We start from the raw sequence: 17,304 nt of genomic DNA on the forward strand, positions 1-17,304 counted from the left end.
GGTCAGGCGGTGGTCACCTTGACCGGTTCCGTCTCGGCCGAGCTGTGCCGCTCCGCCCAGTTCTCCAGCGCCGTCCTGCACGCGTGGTCGAGGTGGTGGAGCCCGGTCAGGTGCAGCTCGACGGGCCGGTTCTGCGGCAGCGCCTCCAGGTCGTCGAGGATCTTCGGCAGCCGCAGGAACGTGGCGTTGCCCGTCAGATACGCCTGCACGGGTCCCGCCCCCTTGTCGAAGACCTCCAGCTTCACGTGCGAGGCGTCCCACGCCGTCTTGACGACGGACAGGGCGATACCGACGAGCACACCCTCGAACATGCTGACCGCGACGATCGACACCGCCGTGACGACCAGGATGAACGCCTCACCCCGGTGCTCGCGCCACAGCCCGACCAGCGACCGCGCCGGGATCAGCTTGGCCCCGGCGTGCACGAGGACGCCCGCGAGCGCCGGGAGCGGGATGTAGGCGAGGACGCCCGGCAGCAGCGCCGCGAACAGCAGCAGCCAGACGCCGTGCAGCACGCGGGACGCCTTGGTGCGGGCCCCCGCCTGGACGTTGGCCGAGCTGCGCACGATCACGGCGGTCATCGGCAGGGCGCCGAGCACCCCGCACACCGCGTTGCCCGCGCCCTGCGCGATCAGCTCCTTGTCGTACGCGGTCCGGGGCCCGTCGTGCATCCGGTCCACGGCCGCCGCGCTGAACAGGGACTCGGCGGACGCGATGAGCGTGAACGCCACGATCGTGCCGATCAGGCCGAGCCCGGCGAGTTCGCCGAAGGCGTCCATGGACGGCGGCTGGATCGACCCGAGCAGCCCGTTGACCTCGACGGTCGCCACGGGCGCGGAGAAGACCACCGACGCCGCCGTCGCGAGGCCGACCGCCGCCAGCGGGCCCGGGACCACCCGCACGCGCGCGGGCAGGTGCTTCCACAGCACCAGGACGGCGACCGTCCCCGCGCCGAGCGCCAGGGAGGCGAGCCCCGCCGTGCTGCCCGCCACCTCGATAAGCGCCCCGGGCAGCCCCGCTATCTTGCCGAGCCCCGACTCGGGCGCCTTCGCGTCCAGGACGGTGTAGAGCTGACCCGCGATCAGGACGAGCCCGATCCCGGCCAGCATCCCCTCGACCACCGAGACCGAGATGGCCCGGAACCAGCGGCCGACCTTCAGGGCGCCCATCCCGATCTGGAGCAACCCGGTCGCGAGGACGATGACACCGAGCACCGGCAGGCCGAACTCGTCCACGGCCTCGTACACGAGCACGGTGAGCCCGGCGGCCGGGCCCGACACCTGGAGGCTGCTGCCGCGCATCAGACCGGTGACGATGCCGCCGACGATGCCGGTGACCAGTCCGATCTCGGCCGGGACGCCCGAGGCGACGGCGACGCCCACGCACAGCGGCAGCGCGACGAGGAAGACGACGAGGGACGCGGTGAAGTCGGCCCGCAGGTGGGGGTACTTGCGCGCGTCCGCGCGCACCGGGGCGCTCACAGCGCCTCGAAGGCGTCGGTCGCGGAGCGGTGCGCACGGACGCGGCCCGTGTGCACCTCGTAGTACCAGCCGTGCAGGCGCACACGGCCGTCCGCGAGCCGCCGCTGCACACACGGGTAGGTGCGCAGCCGCTCCAACTGCTCCACGACGTGGCGCTGCACGGCCGCCGCGACCGTCGGGTCGGTGTGCTCGGCGGGGTTGTCGCCGACGGGACCGGCCGCGGCGTGCGCGAGCCAGTCGCGCACGGCGGGCACGGCCGTGAGGTCTTCCCGGCGCACCAGCGCGCCGACCGCGCCGCAGTGCGAGTGCCCGCACACCACGATGTCCCGCACACCGAGCACCTCGACGGCGTACTCGATGGTCGCGGCCTCGCCGCAGGGGCCGCCGGTGGGCTCGGGCACGATGTTGCCCGCGGTGCGCAGCTCGAAGAGTTCACCGGGGCGGGCGCCGGTGATCAGCGCGGGCACGACCCGCGAGTCGGAGCAGGTGATGAACAGGGCCTGGGGGGACTGCCCTTCGGCGAGCCCGGCGAACTCCTCAGGGCGTTGTCCGAACGTACGGGCGTTGTCGATGAGGGGCTGCATGACGTGATGTTTCCTCCTGGCGCGCCGTGGGGGCGCGTCGGACCGACAGGACGGTGGGGGGTGGCAGCCACCTGTCAGCAGAGGAAGACCTGCAACGCGGCGGGGGTGAGGTCCGGCACGGCTCTGCTCGGCCGGGCGCGCGCGTCCGCGATGTGCGGGACGGGGGCGGCGTCCGGACGCCGCCGGTCCGCCGACAGCGGTGCGGGGCCGGGGGAGTGGGCGCCGCCGGAGGCCGCGCGGTGCCGGTCCCGGGTGCGCAACACCTCGGCCAGGTCGTGGGGGTGGGAGAGGCCGCCTGGTGCGGCCACCGGACCTCGCTCGGCGACCACGGGCGCCGCCCACGGTCGCGGCTCATGTGCGGGAGCGAACGCGCGTGCGAAAGCGAAGGATGCCAGGGTCAGCACGGCCGCGACGGCCAGTGTCACCCACGGACAAGCCCTCCCACCTCGCAACGCACGCCTCCTTCCCGCGGAGTCCAAACTTCAAGACGAAACCAATGGTTGGTCAACCAAAGGTCAAGAAGCAGATTAGCTGTGCAAAGGTGATCGCCGGGTTAACACCGTGTTTCGGCTCCGAGGAAGCGTGAAAAGTGCGGTCCGTTGGCGGAAAACCAGCACACGATCAGCGTGCGCGGTCGCCGAGCCGCAGCTCCCTGCCCTGCCAGCGGCCGCGCAGCCACCGGTCGTGGCTGGCGACCACGATCGCACCGGGCCCCGCACCCATGGCGTCCTCCAACTCGTCGCACAGGCGCGGCGACAGATGGTTCGTCGGCTCGTCCAGGAGAAGGAGGTGGGGCGGGGCGGCCACGAGCAGGGCGAGCGCGAGCCGCCGTCGCTGCCCGACCGACAGCTGCCCCACCGGCTTGTCCAGATCGGCCTCGTGGAGCAGACCGAGTGAGCGCAGCGGCACCGCGTCGGCCCGCTCGAAGCCGAGCACGCGCGCGTAGGTCTCGCGCGCCGTCCGCTCCGGCCGGCTGAAGTCGGAGTCCTGCGCGAGCAGTCCGACCGTGGCCCCGACCCGGCGGCGCACCTCGCCCTCGGCGACGGGCAATCGGCCCGCCAGCACGGCGAGCAGCGTCGACTTGCCGCTGCCGTTGACCCCGGTGACCAGCAGCCGGTCGGTGGGGGAGACGTCGAGCCGCTCCAGGCACAGCCTGCCCGGCACGCGCGCGTGGCGCAGCGTCACGAGGGCCTCGTCCGGTGCGGACGTGCCGGACGGCGCGGCGCCGAGCGTGACCGGCCGGAACCGCAGCGGGCGCGGCGGCTCCGCGACCTGGTGGCGCTCCAGGTCGTCCAGGCGGCGGGTGGCGTTGCGGACGCGGCGGGCGATCTGGCTCTGCACGCGGTTCGCCCGGACGCCGTACCCCATCTTCTCGTTGTCGCGCATGCCCCGGTCGGGGGCCAGGCGGTGCGCGGTGACCCCGGCCGAGGTCCGCAACCGCTCCAGCTCCTCCTGTTCCTCGGCGTACCGCCGCTCCCAGCGCTCGCGCTCGGCCCGCTTCCGCGCGAGATAGGCGCTGTAGTTGCCGCCGTGGCGCACGGGCCCGTCGACCGAGGGGTCGAGGTCGATCAGGTCGGTGCAGACGGCGTCGAGGAAGGCGCGGTCGTGGCTGGCGAGCACCACCGCGCCGGGCAGCGCCCGCAGTTGCTCCTCCAGGAACCGGGCCGCGTCGTCGTCGAGGTGGTTCGTCGGCTCGTCCAGGAGCAGCGCGGACGGGCGGCGCACGAGCAGCGCGGCCAGGGCGAGACGGCCGCGCTGCCCGCCCGAGAGCGAGCCGAGGGTCCGGGTGGGCGCGAGCGCGTCGAGGCCGAGCCCGGCTAGGACCATCGCGGCGCGCCGCTCGGCGTCCCAGACCTCGCGCGCCTGGGCGCTCTCGAGCCGCCGCCCGTAGGAGTCGAGCAACTCCGCGTGGGAGGCGTCGTCCTCGGGCGTGCGGGCCAGGAGGTCGCCGAGGCGTTCGAGCTCGGCGAGGTCGTCGCGGGCCTCGCGCAGCGCGTCGTCCAGGACGTCTGCGAGGGTCGCCCCGGCGTCGTACGCCATCTCCTGGTGCAGGAAGCCGAGGTCGCGGGGGCGTTCGACGGTGCCCGCGTCGGGGGTGTCGGCCCCGGCGAGCAGGCGCAGCAGCGTCGACTTGCCGACACCGTTCTCGCCGATGAGCCCGATGCGGTGGCCGGGCGACGCGATGAGGGAGACACCGTCCAGGACGCGCCGGGCGCCCAAGGTGCGGACGAGGTCGTGGGCGAGGAGGGCCGGTTCAGGCATCGCCGCCCGCCTCCCGCACGGCGGTCTCGGTCAGGCGGCCGTCGGCGAGGCGCAGCGCGCGGTCGACGCCGATGTTCGCGAGGAACCGCTCGTCGTGGCTGACGACGATGAACGCGCCCTTGTACGCGGTGAGCGCGCTCTCCAGCCGGGCGACGCCCGCGAGGTCCAGGTTGTTCGTCGGCTCGTCAAGGAGCAGGAGTTGGGGCGCCGGTTCGGCGCACAGGACGCAGGCGAGGGTGGCACGCAGGAGTTCGCCGCCGGACAGGACGCCGACGGGCAGGTGGGCGCGCGGCCCGCGGAAGAGGAAGCGGGCCAGGAGGTTCATGCGCTCGGCCTCGGGGCGGTGCGGCGCGAAGCCGGCGAAGTTCTCGGCGACCGTGCGCCCGGGGTCGAGCAGGTCGAGGCGTTGGGAGAGGTGGGCGATCCGCCCGTCGGCGCGCCGGACGGTGCCCTCGTCCGGCTCCAGGTCCCCGAGGACCAGCCGCAGCAGGGACGTCTTGCCCGTGCCGTTGGGGCCGGTGAGCGCGATGCGTTCGGGGCCGCGCACGGTCAGGTCGACGCCGTCGCCCGCGAACAGGTCCCGCTCGCCGCGCCTGAGGCGCAGCCCCTCGCCGTGGAAGACGGTGCGCCCGGCGGGCACGCGCGTGTCCGGCAGATCGAGGGCGAGGGTGGGCTCGTCGCGCAGGGCGCGCTCGGCCGCGTCGAGCCGCGCCTGCGCCTCGCCGACGCGGTGGGCGTGGGTCTGCCCGGCCCGGCCCGCCGCCTCCTGCGCCCCGCGCTTCATGTTTCCGGCGAAGATCCGGGGGAGCCCGGCGTTCTTGAGGTTGCGGGCGGCGTTGGAGGCGCGCCGGTCGGCGCGTTCGCGGGCCTGCTGGAGCTCGCGCTTCTCGCGCTTGACCTCCTGCTCGGCGTTGCGGACATTCTTCTCGGCGACCTCCTGCTCGGCCCGTACGGCGTCCTCGTAGGCGGTGAAGTTGCCGCCGAACAGGCGGAGTTCACCGGCGTGGAGCTCGGCGATGCGGTCCATGCGGTCGAGCAGCGCGCGGTCGTGGCTGACCAGGAGGAGCGTGCCGGACCACTGCTCCAGGACGTCGTAGAGGTGGTGGCGGGCGTCGAGGTCGAGGTTGTTGGTCGGCTCGTCCAGGAGCAGCACGTCCGGGCGCCCGAGCAGCTGCGCGGCGAGGCCGAGCGAGACGGCCTGGCCGCCGCTGAGGGTGCGGAGGCGGCGGTCGAGGGCGATGCCGCCGAGGCCGAGGGCGTCGAGCTGGGCGCGGGTGCGCTCCTCGATGTCCCAGTCGTCGCCGATGACGGTGAAGTGCTCCTCGGCGACGTCGCCGGACTCCACCGCGTCCAGGGCGCGGATCACGGCGTCGACGCCGAGGACCTCCGCCACGGTCAGGCCGCCGCTGAGCGGGAGCGTCTGCGGGAGGTACCCGAGGGCGCCGTGGACGGTGACCGAGCCCTTGGTGGGCTTCAGCTCCCCGGCGATGAGCCGCAGCAGGGTGCTCTTGCCGGAGCCGTTCGGCGCCACGAGGCCGGTGCGGCCCGCGGGCACGGTGAACGACAGGGAGTCGAGCACGGGGGTGTCGTCCGGCCAGGAGAAGGACAGGTTCGAGCAGATGACGGATGTGTCGGACATGCGAAGACCTCACGGCGCGAGACGGGTGGCAGGGAACGGGCCACCCGGAACAGGGAAAAGGGGACGACTGCGAGGCCATGACGGCGTGCGATGCTCCACGGCATGCGCGAGGTGCGCGCCATGCGTGGCACCGGCCGATGGCCTGTCAGCTCCGGATCTCATCCGGAGATGTCGTCGTCACCCACCATGTTCGGCTCCTCGGTTCACGCGAAAGGTCCGAGAACATTACCACCCGCCCCTGCCGTCACGCAGGCGGAGGCGCGGGCCGCGTGTGCACAGGTGAGGGGTGGTTTCGCGCCAGATAAGGTTAGGCTAACCTTCGAAGCGTGAGATCTGGTGAACGCGCAGGCAGCGCCCCACGTCCGCGCGGTCACGAGCTGTCCGCCGCGCAGGTGACCGTGTCGTACGACGGCGTCGACGTCGTGCACGACGCGGCCCTCGTCCTGCGGCCCGGCGAAGTGACCGCCCTGGTCGGCCCCAACGGCAGCGGCAAGTCGACCTTGCTGCGCACCATCGCCCGGCTCCAGGGCGCCCGCACGGGCACGCTGACCCTCGACCCCGGAACGGCCGACGCGACCGACGGGTTCGGCCTCACGACCCGTCAGTTCGCGCGCAGGGTCGCCCTGTTGACGCAGAGCAGGCCGACGCCCGCCGGGCTGACCGTCCGCGACGTGGTCGAGTTCGGCCGCTACCCGTACCGGGGGCGCTTCGGCCGCACCGACCCCGACGGCGCCGCCGTCGTCGAGCGCGTGCTCGCCATGACCGGGGTCGCGGAGTTGGCCGAGCGCGCCGTCGACCAGTTGTCCGGCGGCCAGTTGCAGCGGGTGTGGCTCGCGGGCTGCCTCGCCCAGCAGACCGGCGTGCTCCTGCTCGACGAACCCACCACCTACCTCGACCTGCGCTACCAGGTCGAACTCCTCGACCTGATGCGTGACCTCGCGGACGACGACGGCATCGCCGTCGGCGTCGTCCTGCACGACCTCGACCAGGCCGCCGCCGTCGCCGACCGCATCGCCCTGCTCAGCGCGGGCCGCATCGTCGCCGACGGCCCGCCCGAGCAAGTGCTCGAGGCGGAACGGCTCTCCGCGACGTACGGCATCCGCATCGACGTCGACACCGACCCTCTCACCGGCCGGCTGCGCACCCGCGCGATCGGCCGGCACCACAGCAGAAGCGAAAGGCTCCACAGCACGCCATGAGACGACTCCTCATCACCGCGGCCGCCGCCACCGCGGCAGCCCTCGCCCTGTCCGGCTGCGGTTCGTCGGAGCCCGCCAAGGACTCGGCCGGAGCCAAGTCCGAGAAGATCACCGTCACCGGCGCCGACGGCGCGAAGGTGACGCTCGACCACGCGGCGACCAAGGTCGTCGGCACCGAGTGGAACGTCGTCGAGTCCCTGGTCACCCTCGGCGTCGACCCCGTGGGCGTCGCCGACGTCAAGGGCTACACGACGTGGGACAAGGCCGCCCCGCTGGTCGGCTCGCCCAAGGACATCGGCACCCGCGGCGAACCCAGCATGGACACCATCGCCGGGCTCGCCCCCGACCTGATCGTCGCCACCACCGACCTGTCGGCGTCCGCGGTCAAGCAGATGAAGAAGATCGCCCCCGTCCTCCAGGTCACGTCCGCGAACGGCGCCGACCAGATCGGGCAGATGAACGACACGCTCGACGTCATCGCCAAGGCGACCGGCAAGGAGACCGCGGCCAAGGCCGCCAGAACCGAGTTCGAGGCCAAGGTCGCCGAGGGCAGGAAGGCGCTGAAGGACGCGGGCCTCGCCGGAACGCGGGTCGCCATGGCCGACGGCTACTCCGCCTCCAACCAGGTCTCCGTGCGCGCCTACACCAGCGGCTCCCAGCTCGGGGCCGTCAACGAGGCGCTCGGCCTGAAGAACGCCTGGAAGCCCAAGGGCGACAAGGACTACGGCCTCGCCACCACCGACGTGGAAGGGCTCACCGGGCTCGGCGAGGACACACGGTTCCTCTACATCGGCAACAAGTCCGAGACCGACGTCTTCACCAAGGACCTCGCGGACAACTCCGTCTGGAAGTCGCTGCCCTTCGTCAAGTCCGGCCACGTGCACCGTCTCGACGACGGCATCTGGATGTTCGGTGGGCCGAAGTCGATGGAGCTGTACATCGACGCGGTCGTCAGCACTCTCACGAAGTAGGCCATGACCGTCACCGCAACCCCCGCCGCCACGCCCGAGCGCACGGCCCCGTCCCCCACGGGCGCGGTCGCGGTGACGGTCGGGCTCCTCCTGGTCGTCGCCGCGCTCGCCGTCGTCGACATCACCCAGGGCACCGCCTCCGTCGGCGCGAGCCAGGTGTGGAAGGCGCTCACCGGCCACGCCGAGGAGGGCGACGCCTCCGTGGTCGTCGCCTCCCGGCTGCCGCGCATGGCCGCCGGGGTCCTCGTCGGCGTCGCGCTCGGCGCGGCCGGCGCCGTCCTCCAGGCCGTGAGCCGCAATGTGCTCGCCGCGCCCGACACCCTCGCCGTCAACGCCGGTTCCTACCTCGCCCTCGGCGTGCTCACCGTGACCGGCGTCAGCCTGCCGCTGCTCGCGTCGTCATCGGTCGCGTTCCTCGGCGGCCTCGCGGCGGCCGCCGTCGTCCTCGGCCTCGCCGGACGCGGCGCAGGGTCCGTCCGGCTCGTCCTCGCGGGCAGCGCGCTGACCCTCGGCCTCAACGCCGTCGTCGAGGCGCTGCTCCTGCTCTTCCCCGAGTCCACCGACGGCCTCTACCAGTGGGCCCAGGGCAGCATCGGCCAGAACGGGTTCAGCGGCGTCGTCCGCATGGCCCCGGTCGTGCTCGCCGCCCTGACCGCCCTCCTCTTCCTCGCCCGGCGCGTCGACGCCCTCGCCCTCGGCGACGAGGCGGCGCGCGGCCTGGGCGTCCCCGTCCGCTCCACCCGCGTGACCGCCGTCGTCCTCGCCGCGCTGCTCTCGGCGGCGTCCGTCACGCTCGCCGGGCCCATCGGCTTCGTCGGCCTGTGCGCACCGGCCCTCGTCCGTCCGCTCGCGCGCCGCGTCCGTCCGTTCGTACGACACCGGCTGCGGATCCCCGTCGCCGGGCTCGTCGGCGCGGGGCTCGTGCTCGGCGCCGACGTGCTGCTGCGCACCGTGACCTCCGCCGAGACCGCCGTGACCGTACCGACCGGCGTCGTCACCAGTGTCATCGGCGCCGTCTTCCTCGTCGTCATCGCCGTACGGATGCGGGACGGCGACGCCGCCGCCGCGCAGGAGCACCTGCGCATCCCGAGCCGGACCGCGTTCACCCTCACCGTGCTCGTGCTCGTGGCCGTCCTCGTCGGCGTGACGGTCGCAGGGGTCCTCGTCGGCGACAACACGCTCCTCCTGGGCGATGTCACCAACTGGCTGACCGGACAGGCGGGGCAGGCCGTCGGCTTCGTCCTCGACACCCGGGTGCCGCGCGTCCTGGCCGCCCTCACCGCGGGCGCGGCGCTCGCCCTCTCCGGCACCCTCGTGCAGTCCGTCAGCCGCAACCCGCTCGCCGAACCCGGCACCCTCGGCGTCTCCGGCGGCGCGGGGCTCGGCGCCGTCCTGCTCGTCACCACCGCGCCGGGTGCCGGGGCCTGGGCCGTCGCGGGCGCGGCGCTCGCGGGCGCCGCGCTCAGCTCGGCCCTCGTGTTCGGGCTCGCGGCGAAGGGCGGGTTCCAGCAGAGCAGGCTGGTCCTCATCGGCATGGGCGTCGCCACCGGCACGACCGCGCTGATCAGCCTCCTCATCGTGCTCACCGACCGGTTCAGCGCCACCAAGGCCCTGATCTGGCTGTCGGGTTCGACGTACGGTCGGGACGGTACCGACGTGCTCCCGGTGGCGGCGGTCCTCGTCATCGCCACCGCCGTCGCGGTCGCCCGGCGCCGGGAGCTCGACCTGGTCTCCCTCGACGAGGACACGCCGCGCCTGCTCGGCCTCGACCTCGCGCGTGGCCGGCTCGGCTTCCTCGTCCTCAGCGTGCTCCTCGCCGCCACGGCCGTCGCCGCCGCGGGCACGATCGGCTTCGTCGGCCTCGTCGCCCCGCACGCGGCACGCGCCCTCGTGGGCCGCAGGCACGTCAGGGTCGTCCCCGTCGCGATGCTGCTCGGCGCGACCCTGGTGTGCGCCTCCGACCTGCTCGGCCGTACGGTCATCGCGCCGGCGCAGTTGGGCGCGGGGTTGATGACGGCCGTCATCGGGACGCCGTACTTCGTGTACCTGCTGGTACGCAGCCGGAGGTAGGGCGCGGGGGATGGTCGAAGATTGTTGAGGCGCGCCCCGCGGGGTAGGGGCGCGCCATGGACGCGCATGATCGGAACGTGGAGACGGCGGCCGCTGCCGCGGAGTTCCTGGCCGGGCAGCAGGTCACGGAGAAGCAGTGCGGAGGCTGCGGAACCGTCGTCGCGGGCATCAACGGCCGCTACGCCTGCGGCGGGTGCGGCTGGATCAACCACTGGTCGGACGGGGACACCCGGCTGCCCGGCGCGGACGACTGAGCGCCCCGCGAACGATCAGAGGATGTGGAGGCGTTCCAGCTCACCGTCCGTCCCGCGGATCATGAGCTCGTGCCCCTTGGCACGCTCACGCTCCACGAAGCCGAGCAGCAGCACGGCACGGTTGATGACGTCCGCCTTGCTGACGCCGCCGGTCTCGGCCAACTCGTTGACGGCGACGACGGCGGGCGGCGCAAGGGTGACGGAGAAACGCTCGCTGGGCGGGTGATCGGGGTGTCCTGCCATGGTGGGCTCCCTCGTGGGCAGAGTCGCGGACCGGATGTCCGAGTGAACCACAATCGCACCTGAGATGCACCACATATGCACCGCGCGCCGGGGAGCGGCCTGCGCGGCATGTTCTCCGGGCCGGTTGTGGAAGGGAATCCGCCGGGGCCGTCGTGCGTTGAAGCTGCTGTGGTCCGAACAGCGAGAACGGGCCGTCACCACCGATCTGGGCAGGAGTTTCGCATGACCGTGGGAACCGAGAGGGCTGTGCTGGCCGGAGGCTGCTTCTGGGGCATGGAGGACCTGATCCGCAAGCAGCCCGGAGTGGTCTCCACGCGCGTGGGCTATAGCGGCGGTGACACCCCCAACGCCACCTACCGCAACCACGGCGACCACGCCGAGTCGATCGAGATCATCTTCGATCCGTCCGTGACCAGCTACCGGGATCTGCTGGAGTTCTTCTTCCAGATCCACGACCCGACGACCCGGGACCGCCAGGGCAACGACATCGGCCGCAGCTACCGCTCGGCCATCTTCTACGCCGACGAGGCGCAGCGGGCCGTCGCCGAGGACACCATCGCCGACGTCGACGCGAGCGGCCTCTGGCCGGGCAAGGTGGTCACCGAGGTGCAGCCGCTCGGTGACTTCTGGGAGGCCGAGCCGGAGCACCAGGACTACCTGGTGCGCTACCCGAACGGCTACACCTGCCACTTCCCCCGCCCGAACTGGAAGCTGCCGAAGCGCGCGGACTCGGCCACCGGCTGACCCCGTACACCGCGACGGGCGGTAGCGTGCTGCGGTGGACGGGGCGGGCGGGAGGGAGCCGGTGATGGTGGAGTGGAGACCGATCGGGCGGAGCGTCCGGCAGGTCCCGGAACCGTGGGCGACCCCTCTCATATGGACCGCCGCCTACCTGGGCGCCTTCGCGCTCGTCGTCCTGCTCGACGTGCTCGGCTTCCTCGACCGTACGGGCCTCGCGCTGCTGGTGCTCATGCTGCTCGCGGCGCTCCTCGGCCTGCGGGGCCGCTTCATCGCGGCCCCCGGCACCGCGCTGCTGTGCTGGACGTCCCTGAACGTCCTCGGCACCGAGCCCGCCGGTGAGCTGTCGTGGGCCGGGCACCGCGATCCGGGCTGGATGGCGTGCCTGCTCGCGGCGGCGGTCGTGGGGACGGTCGCGGGCCGGGTGCTGCACGCGCGGGCCGCGTACCACCGGGTGACACCGTTCGACGAGCCGGTCTGAGACACCGTCGCCTCCGAAGCGTCGCCTTTGAAGCGTCGGCTCCGGAACGACGAGAAGGCCCCTGCCGCACCATGCGGCAGGGGCCTTCTCCCTGTTCAGCGCGCCGGGTCAGGCGCCACTGGCGTCGAGCATCGCCTCACGCTCGACGATCTTCACGCGCTCGCGGGACTGCGGCTCGCCGAGCGCCTTCTCGGCCGCGTCGAGCTTGTACCAGCCGTCCCAGGTGGTGTAGCGGACACCGCGCTCGCCCAGGAACGCCTCGACGGCCTCCGGGTCGGGCGAGGCGGGGGTGTGCAGCCGGCCGCCCTCGAAGTCCTCCAGGAGGTTGGCGACCGTCTCGTTGGCGTCGCCCTTGGTGTGGCCGATCAGGCCGATCGGGCCGCGCCGGATCCAGCCGGTGACGTAGGTGGACTGCAGGTGCTCGCCGGACTCCTGGATGACGCGGCCGCCCTCGTCCGGGACGGTGCCGGTGGCCACGTCCCAGGGCAGCTTGGGCAGCTCGTCGGAGAGGTAGCCGACCGCGCGGTAGACGGCGGTGACGTCCCAGTCGGTGAAGTTCCCGGTGCCCTTGACGCCGCCGGTGCCGTCCAGCTCGGTGCGCTCGGTGCGCAGCCCGGTGACCTTGCCGTCCTCGCCGAGGATCTCGGTGGGCGACTCGAAGAAGTGCAGGAACAGCTTGTGCGGGCGCTCGCCGATGTCGCGGATCGCCCAGTTCTCCAGGGTCTTGGCGACCATGTCGGCCTGCTTGTTGGCGCGGCGCGTGGCGATGGAGCCCTCGTCGTAGTCGATGTCCTCGGGGTTGACGATGACCTCGATGGTGGGCGAGTGGTCCAGCTCGCGCAGCTCCATGGGGCTGAACTTGGCCTGCGCGGGCCCGCGGCGGCCGAAGACGTGGATCTCGCGCGCTTTGTTGGCCTTCAGGCCCTCGTGCACGTTCGGCGGGATCTCGGTCGGCAGGAGCTCCTCGGCGGTCTTGGCGAGGATGCGGGCGACGTCGAGGGCGACGTTGCCGACGCCGAGGACGGCGACCTTCTCCGCGTCCAGCGGCCAGGTGCGGGGCACGTCCGGGTGGCCGTCGTACCAGGAGACGAAGTCGGCGGCGCCGTAGGAGCCGTCGAGGTCGATGCCGGGGATGTCGAGGTGGCGGTCGGCGGTGGCGCCGGTCGAGAAGACGACGGCGTCGTAGAAGCTGCGCAGGTCGTCCAGGTCGATGTCGCGCGGGTAGTCGACGTTGCCGAAGAGGCGGATCTGCGGCTTGTCGAGGACCTGGTGCAGGGCGGTGACGATGCCCTTGATGCGCGGGTGGTCGGGCGCCACGCCGTAGCGGATGAGACCGAAGGGGGCGGGCATGCGCTCGAACAGGTCGATGGACACGCCGGGTTCGGTGGCCACTGCGGACTTCAGCAGAGCGTCGGCGGCGTAGATGCCGGCGGGGCCCGCTCCGACAATGGCGACCCGCAGGGGGCGAGGCATGTGCAGGTTCCCTTCGAAGGAAAGCGTGAGTACACCACTGATCTTAAGGTAAGGCGAGCCTTAGTTGGCAGGCGGGTCCGGTCTATGGGCTCATAAGCCGCGGTTATGGGATGTCATAGCGCCGCTTTGGGGCTGTCCGGCGTGAGCTTGTAAGGGCGTCGGCATGTGCTTGTACGGGCGCCGGTATGTGCTTGTACGGGCTCGTCCGGTGCCCCTACCGTGCCCTCCGTGGACCCCTTCATCACCGCATGGGCGGCCCTGCGCGCGGCCGTCGCGGACCTCGCCGACGCGGACTACGCGCGACCGTCCGGCTGCGCCGGGTGGCTCGTCCGGGACCTGGTGTGCCACCTGGTCATCGACGCCCAGGACGTGCTGATCACCCTGGTCACGCCCGCGGAGGGCGAGGCCACCGTCGACGCCGCCGGGTACTGGGACCTCCTCTCCGAGCCGCCGTCCGGCGACGACCCCCTGGACGCGCTGATCCCGCGCCTCGCCGCCGCGTACGGCGATCCGCGCCTGCTCGCCTTCCACCTCGACGACGTCGGCTCCGCCGCCGGGCGCGCCGCCGCGCTCGCCGACCCCGCCGCCCTGGTCACGACCCAGGACAAGGTGCTGACCGTCGGCGACTACCTGTCCGCGTACGTCCTGGAGTGGACCCTGCACCACCTGGACCTGATCGCCCACCTGCCCGCAGCCCCGCGGCCGCCCGCCGAGACGCTCGCGGTGGCGCGCGCAGCGCTGGAGACGATCGCCGGTGCCGCGTTCCCGGCCTCGTTCACCGACACCGACGCCCTGCTGGTCGGGACGGGGCGCCGGGCGCCGACGGCGGAGCAGACGACGGCGCTGGGCGAGTTCGCCGGGCGGCTTCCCCTCGTGCTCGGCTGAGCCCTACGTTGACGCCATGACACACGCAGAAACCCCTGGTACGGCCTTGATCACCGGCTCGTCGCGCGGCCTCGGCGCCGTGATCGCCCGCCGCCTCGCGGACGACGGGCACCCGGTCGCGGTCGTCTACCGCTCGGGCACGGAGGCGGCGGATGCCGTGGTGGCGGACATCCGCGCGAAGGGCGGCACCGCGGAGGCGTTCGCCGCCGACGTGACGGACGAGGCCGCGGTGACGCGGCTGGTGGCCGACGTCACCGACCGGCTCGGCCCCGTCACCACCCTCGTCGTCAACGCCACCGGGCCGCAGCCCGAGGCCGACCCGACGACGGTGACCTGGCAGGACCACCTCGACCAGCTCACCTTCTTCGTCAAGAGCCCCACCCTGCTGATGCAGGCGGTCGTTCCCGCCATGCGGGAGCGCGGCGGCGGCCGCATCGTGCAGATCGGCTCCGACGTGCTCGAACGCGTACTCCCCGAGATGTCCGCGTACACCGCCGCGAAGGCCGCACAGCACAGCCTCACCGAGGTCTGGGCCCGCGCGCTCGGCCCCGACGGGATCACCGTCAACACCGTCGCGCCGGGCTGGATCCCGGTCGAGCGGCACGCGGGCGCGCCCGCCGAAGCGCTGGCCGCCTACGCCGCGGCGGTCCCGCTGCGCCGCATGGGCGACCCCGAAGACGTGGCCGCCGCCGTCTCCTACCTCGCCTCGCCGGGGGCGGCGTTCGTCACCGGCGAGCGCATACGGGTCAACGGCGGCCACACGCTCGGCTGACGCCTCGCCGGGCTCAGTTCAGGGTGTCCGGGTCCGGGCCCGTGCGCAGGCCGCGGTCGGTGGCGGCGAGCGCGGCCAGCTCGTCGGCGGACAGCTCGAAGTCGAAGACGTCGAGGTTCTCGCGGATGCGGGTCTCGGTGACCGACTTGGGGATGACCACGTTGCCGATCTGGAGGTGCCAGCGCAGGACGACCTGGGCCGGGCTCTTGCCGTGGCGCGCGGCGATCGCGGTGACCGCCTCGTCCTTGAGGACGGCGCCCTGGGCGAGCGGGCTCCACGCCTCGGTGACGATGCCGTGCCGCGCGTGGAAGTCGCGCAGTTCGCGCTGCTGGAGCCCGGGGTGCAGCTCGATCTGGTTGACGGCCGGGACGACCGAGCCCTCGGCGAGGAGGCGCTCCAGGTGGGCGGGTTGGAAGTTGGAGACGCCGATGGCGCGGGCGCGGCCGTCGGCGTACAGCTTCTCCAGGGCGCGCCAGGTGTCGGCGTAGAGGTCGCGGGCCGGGGTCGGCCAGTGGATCAGGTACAGGTCGACGTGGTCGAGGCCGAGCTTGTCGAGGGAGGCGTCGAAGGCGGCGAGGGTGGTGTCGTAGCCCTGGTCGGCGTTCCACAGCTTGGTCGTGACGAACAGCTCTTCGCGGGCGATCCCGGACTCGGCGAGCGCCCGGCCCACGCCGCGCTCGTTGCCGTAGATCGCGGCGGTGTCGATGCTGCGGTAGCCCGCTTCGAGGGCGGTGGCCACGGCGGCGGTGGTCTCGTCGTCGGGCACCTGGAAGACGCCGAAGCCGAGCTGCGGCATGGTGACGCCGTTGTTGAGGGTGACGGTGGGGAGGGTGGACATGTGTGCGTCCCTTGCCTTACGTGCCGTGCGGTCGCGCCGCGCGGTTGATGCGCGAGCGCCTTACGAGCGGAAACAATAGTTGCGCACGCGGGTTAAATGCAAACGCAGGTAGTGGCGTACGAGCGCGGACCGTTCGGGTGGCCGAGACGCGGCCGGTCGGGACGAACGCCGTGAAAGTGCCGTTGCGGAGTCCTCGTATCGCCGGGACGCTGGGCGCACCCCTCAGGGGCAGTCGGGACAGGACGCCGCGAGGAGGACGCTGCCGATGCTGGTTGTCGCTCTTTTGCTCTTGCCGGTCATGGGGCTCCTGATGATCGCCATGGACCGGATCGAGGACCTGCTCAACGAGGAGACGCGTCCGGCGACCGGCCGGCGCGTACGCCATCCGCGCCTCGTCCCCGTCGGACGGCGCGCGAGCCGCGACCGGACGCCGCCGTCCGGACATCACGCCACCGCGGCCTGACCGCCGTTGCTCCCGACGGGTACGGTCGCGGACTGAGCGCGGCGAGCCGGGGAACACGTGCGGGCATGACCGTACTGAGGAAAGCCGCACGTCCGATGCTCGCTTCGGTCTTCGTGACCAGCGGGCTGACCACGCTGCGCGACCCGGCGCGGGTCGCGCCCGCCGCCGAGCCGGTGGCGACGCCCGTCGCGCGACGCGTCCCGCCCCTGCCGGAGGATCCCGAGGAGCTCGTCAGGATCAACGCCGCGGTGCAGGTCGGAGCCGGGCTGCTGCTCGCGGCGGGCAGGATGCCGCGCGTCGCCTCGCTCGCGCTCGCCGGTTCGCTCGTGCCGACGACGCTCGCGGGACACGCCTGGTGGAAGGAGAAGGACCCCGAGAAGCGCGCGCTGCAGCGGACGCAGTTCATGAAGAACCTCTCCCTGATCGGCGGCCTGCTCATCGCCGCCGCGGACACGCACGGGAAGCCGTCGGTCGCCTACCGGGCGCGCGGCGCCGTGGCGAGCGGACGCAAGTCCGCGCGGCGGGCGGGGCGGGACGCCGCGGGGACCCTGCGCGGCGCGTCCGACGCCGTCCGCGTGCTCCCGTCGAACGCCCGGAAGGCCGTCGCCGAGCATCTGTGAGGCGGCGCCGACAAGCGCCGAGAAACGGAGGACCCTCTCGTGACCACATTTGTCATCACCATCCCGGGCACCTTCCTGCGGGAGGCGGACGCCCGGGCCAGGGCCGACATCGCCGAACGCCTGCGGCCCGTCGACCCGAACCAGACGGAGCTGGGCCGCGAGGAGGACCTCGACCTCCTCACCGTCAACGACGACAACACCTTCAGCATGCGCCTGGAGGTGACCGCGGGCGCGGGCGGACGTGTCGAGCAAGGGAGGCGGGCGATCGCCGGGCGCGCTCCACGCCGGTGCAGGGCCGCCGGATCGGTAGCTCAGTCGTTCGGCCGAGGCC

General features: G+C 72.9%; 19 protein-coding genes. 11 read left to right on the forward strand and 8 right to left on the reverse strand.

What is annotated here, in order from left to right:
- Positions 1 to 2: 2 nt before the first annotated feature.
- The 5 genes from ABZ877_RS16940 to ABZ877_RS16960 all read right to left on the reverse strand — a co-directional run bounded on the left by ABZ877_RS16940 (position 3) and on the right by ABZ877_RS16960 (position 5,966).
- Entirely contained in the window at positions 3 to 1,481 is a 1,479-nt protein-coding gene (locus ABZ877_RS16940; RefSeq protein ID WP_361071026.1) for a SulP family inorganic anion transporter, read from the reverse strand.
- On the reverse strand, positions 1,478 to 2,065 hold the full coding sequence (locus ABZ877_RS16945; protein ID WP_361071029.1) for a carbonic anhydrase: 588 nt from the start codon (positions 2,063 to 2,065) through the stop codon (positions 1,478 to 1,480). The genes ABZ877_RS16940 and ABZ877_RS16945 overlap by 4 nt, the downstream gene beginning before the upstream one ends.
- A gap of 74 nt (positions 2,066 to 2,139) precedes the next feature.
- Positions 2,140 to 2,373: a hypothetical protein gene (locus tag ABZ877_RS16950; RefSeq protein ID WP_361071032.1), complete on the reverse strand. Its 234-nt coding sequence runs from the start codon at positions 2,371 to 2,373 to the stop codon at positions 2,140 to 2,142.
- A gap of 313 nt (positions 2,374 to 2,686) precedes the next feature.
- Positions 2,687 to 4,327, reverse strand: a complete 1,641-nt coding sequence (locus ABZ877_RS16955; protein WP_361071034.1) for an ABC-F family ATP-binding cassette domain-containing protein — start codon at positions 4,325 to 4,327, stop codon at positions 2,687 to 2,689.
- The gene (locus ABZ877_RS16960) at positions 4,320 to 5,966 is read right to left on the reverse strand and encodes an ABC-F family ATP-binding cassette domain-containing protein (RefSeq protein WP_361071037.1); all 1,647 of its coding nucleotides are present in this window, start codon (positions 5,964 to 5,966) and stop codon (positions 4,320 to 4,322) included. Before ABZ877_RS16960 ends, ABZ877_RS16955 begins: the two co-directional genes overlap by 8 nt.
- A 326-nt stretch (positions 5,967 to 6,292) precedes the next feature.
- Between ABZ877_RS16960 and ABZ877_RS16965 the strand changes: the two genes are divergently transcribed.
- From ABZ877_RS16965 to ABZ877_RS16980, 4 genes are read left to right on the forward strand one after another with little or no spacing between them, the layout of a single operon-like run.
- Positions 6,293 to 7,165 carry an ABC transporter ATP-binding protein gene (locus ABZ877_RS16965; RefSeq protein WP_361071040.1) on the forward strand — a complete coding sequence of 291 codons (873 nt, stop codon included), beginning with the start codon at positions 6,293 to 6,295 and terminating at the stop codon, positions 7,163 to 7,165.
- Positions 7,162 to 8,136 (forward strand): iron-siderophore ABC transporter substrate-binding protein, encoded by a 975-nt coding sequence (locus ABZ877_RS16970; protein ID WP_361071043.1) that lies wholly within the window; start codon positions 7,162 to 7,164, stop codon positions 8,134 to 8,136. Before ABZ877_RS16965 ends, ABZ877_RS16970 begins: the two co-directional genes overlap by 4 nt.
- A gap of 3 nt (positions 8,137 to 8,139) precedes the next feature.
- A complete protein-coding gene (locus ABZ877_RS16975) occupies positions 8,140 to 10,206 on the forward strand; it encodes an iron ABC transporter permease (protein WP_361071046.1) in 2,067 nt (688 codons plus the stop codon).
- 56 nt (positions 10,207 to 10,262) lie between these two features.
- Complete coding sequence (locus ABZ877_RS16980) at positions 10,263 to 10,460, forward strand: hypothetical protein (protein WP_361071049.1); 198 nt, start codon at positions 10,263 to 10,265, stop codon at positions 10,458 to 10,460.
- Positions 10,461 to 10,475: 15 nt separating this feature from the next.
- Here ABZ877_RS16980 and ABZ877_RS16985 read toward each other — a convergent pair whose 3' ends face one another.
- Complete coding sequence (locus ABZ877_RS16985) at positions 10,476 to 10,703, reverse strand: CopG family transcriptional regulator (protein WP_361071051.1); 228 nt, start codon at positions 10,701 to 10,703, stop codon at positions 10,476 to 10,478.
- A 222-nt stretch (positions 10,704 to 10,925) separates the two neighbouring features.
- On the opposite strand from ABZ877_RS16985, the gene msrA reads away from it, so the two are divergent.
- Positions 10,926 to 11,447 carry a peptide-methionine (S)-S-oxide reductase MsrA gene (gene msrA / locus ABZ877_RS16990; protein ID WP_361071054.1) on the forward strand — a complete coding sequence of 174 codons (522 nt, stop codon included), beginning with the start codon at positions 10,926 to 10,928 and terminating at the stop codon, positions 11,445 to 11,447.
- 64 nt (positions 11,448 to 11,511) lie between these two features.
- Positions 11,512 to 11,922 (forward strand): hypothetical protein, encoded by a 411-nt coding sequence (locus tag ABZ877_RS16995; protein WP_361071056.1) that lies wholly within the window; start codon positions 11,512 to 11,514, stop codon positions 11,920 to 11,922.
- Between the two features lie 108 nt (positions 11,923 to 12,030).
- Here the strand turns inward: ABZ877_RS16995 and ABZ877_RS17000 are convergent, their stop codons facing one another.
- A complete protein-coding gene (locus ABZ877_RS17000) occupies positions 12,031 to 13,395 on the reverse strand; it encodes an FAD-dependent oxidoreductase (protein ID WP_361071059.1) in 1,365 nt (454 codons plus the stop codon).
- Positions 13,396 to 13,623: 228 nt separating this feature from the next.
- Here ABZ877_RS17000 and ABZ877_RS17005 point away from each other — a divergent pair, with 228 nt between their 5' ends.
- Complete coding sequence (locus ABZ877_RS17005; protein WP_361071062.1) at positions 13,624 to 14,280, forward strand: maleylpyruvate isomerase N-terminal domain-containing protein; 657 nt, start codon at positions 13,624 to 13,626, stop codon at positions 14,278 to 14,280.
- A 16-nt stretch (positions 14,281 to 14,296) separates the two neighbouring features.
- Positions 14,297 to 15,052: an SDR family oxidoreductase gene (locus ABZ877_RS17010; RefSeq protein ID WP_361071065.1), complete on the forward strand. Its 756-nt coding sequence runs from the start codon at positions 14,297 to 14,299 to the stop codon at positions 15,050 to 15,052.
- Positions 15,053 to 15,065: 13 nt separating this feature from the next.
- Here the strand turns inward: ABZ877_RS17010 and ABZ877_RS17015 are convergent, their stop codons facing one another.
- Positions 15,066 to 15,890 (reverse strand): aldo/keto reductase, encoded by an 825-nt coding sequence (locus ABZ877_RS17015; RefSeq protein ID WP_361071068.1) that lies wholly within the window; start codon positions 15,888 to 15,890, stop codon positions 15,066 to 15,068.
- A 265-nt stretch (positions 15,891 to 16,155) separates the two neighbouring features.
- Between ABZ877_RS17015 and ABZ877_RS17020 the strand changes: the two genes are divergently transcribed.
- The 3 genes from ABZ877_RS17020 to ABZ877_RS17030 all read left to right on the forward strand — a co-directional run.
- Positions 16,156 to 16,353 carry a hypothetical protein gene (locus ABZ877_RS17020; RefSeq protein WP_361071071.1) on the forward strand — a complete coding sequence of 66 codons (198 nt, stop codon included), beginning with the start codon at positions 16,156 to 16,158 and terminating at the stop codon, positions 16,351 to 16,353.
- A gap of 65 nt (positions 16,354 to 16,418) precedes the next feature.
- A complete protein-coding gene (locus ABZ877_RS17025; RefSeq protein WP_361071074.1) occupies positions 16,419 to 16,973 on the forward strand; it encodes a DoxX family protein in 555 nt (184 codons plus the stop codon).
- Positions 16,974 to 17,012: 39 nt separating this feature from the next.
- The coding region (locus ABZ877_RS17030; RefSeq protein ID WP_361071077.1) for a hypothetical protein at positions 17,013 to 17,304 on the forward strand (292 nt) is incomplete at its 3' end.

This window comes from Streptomyces sp. NPDC046939 (assembly GCF_040644575.1).
Classification (GTDB): Bacteria; Actinomycetota; Actinomycetes; order Streptomycetales; family Streptomycetaceae; genus Streptomyces.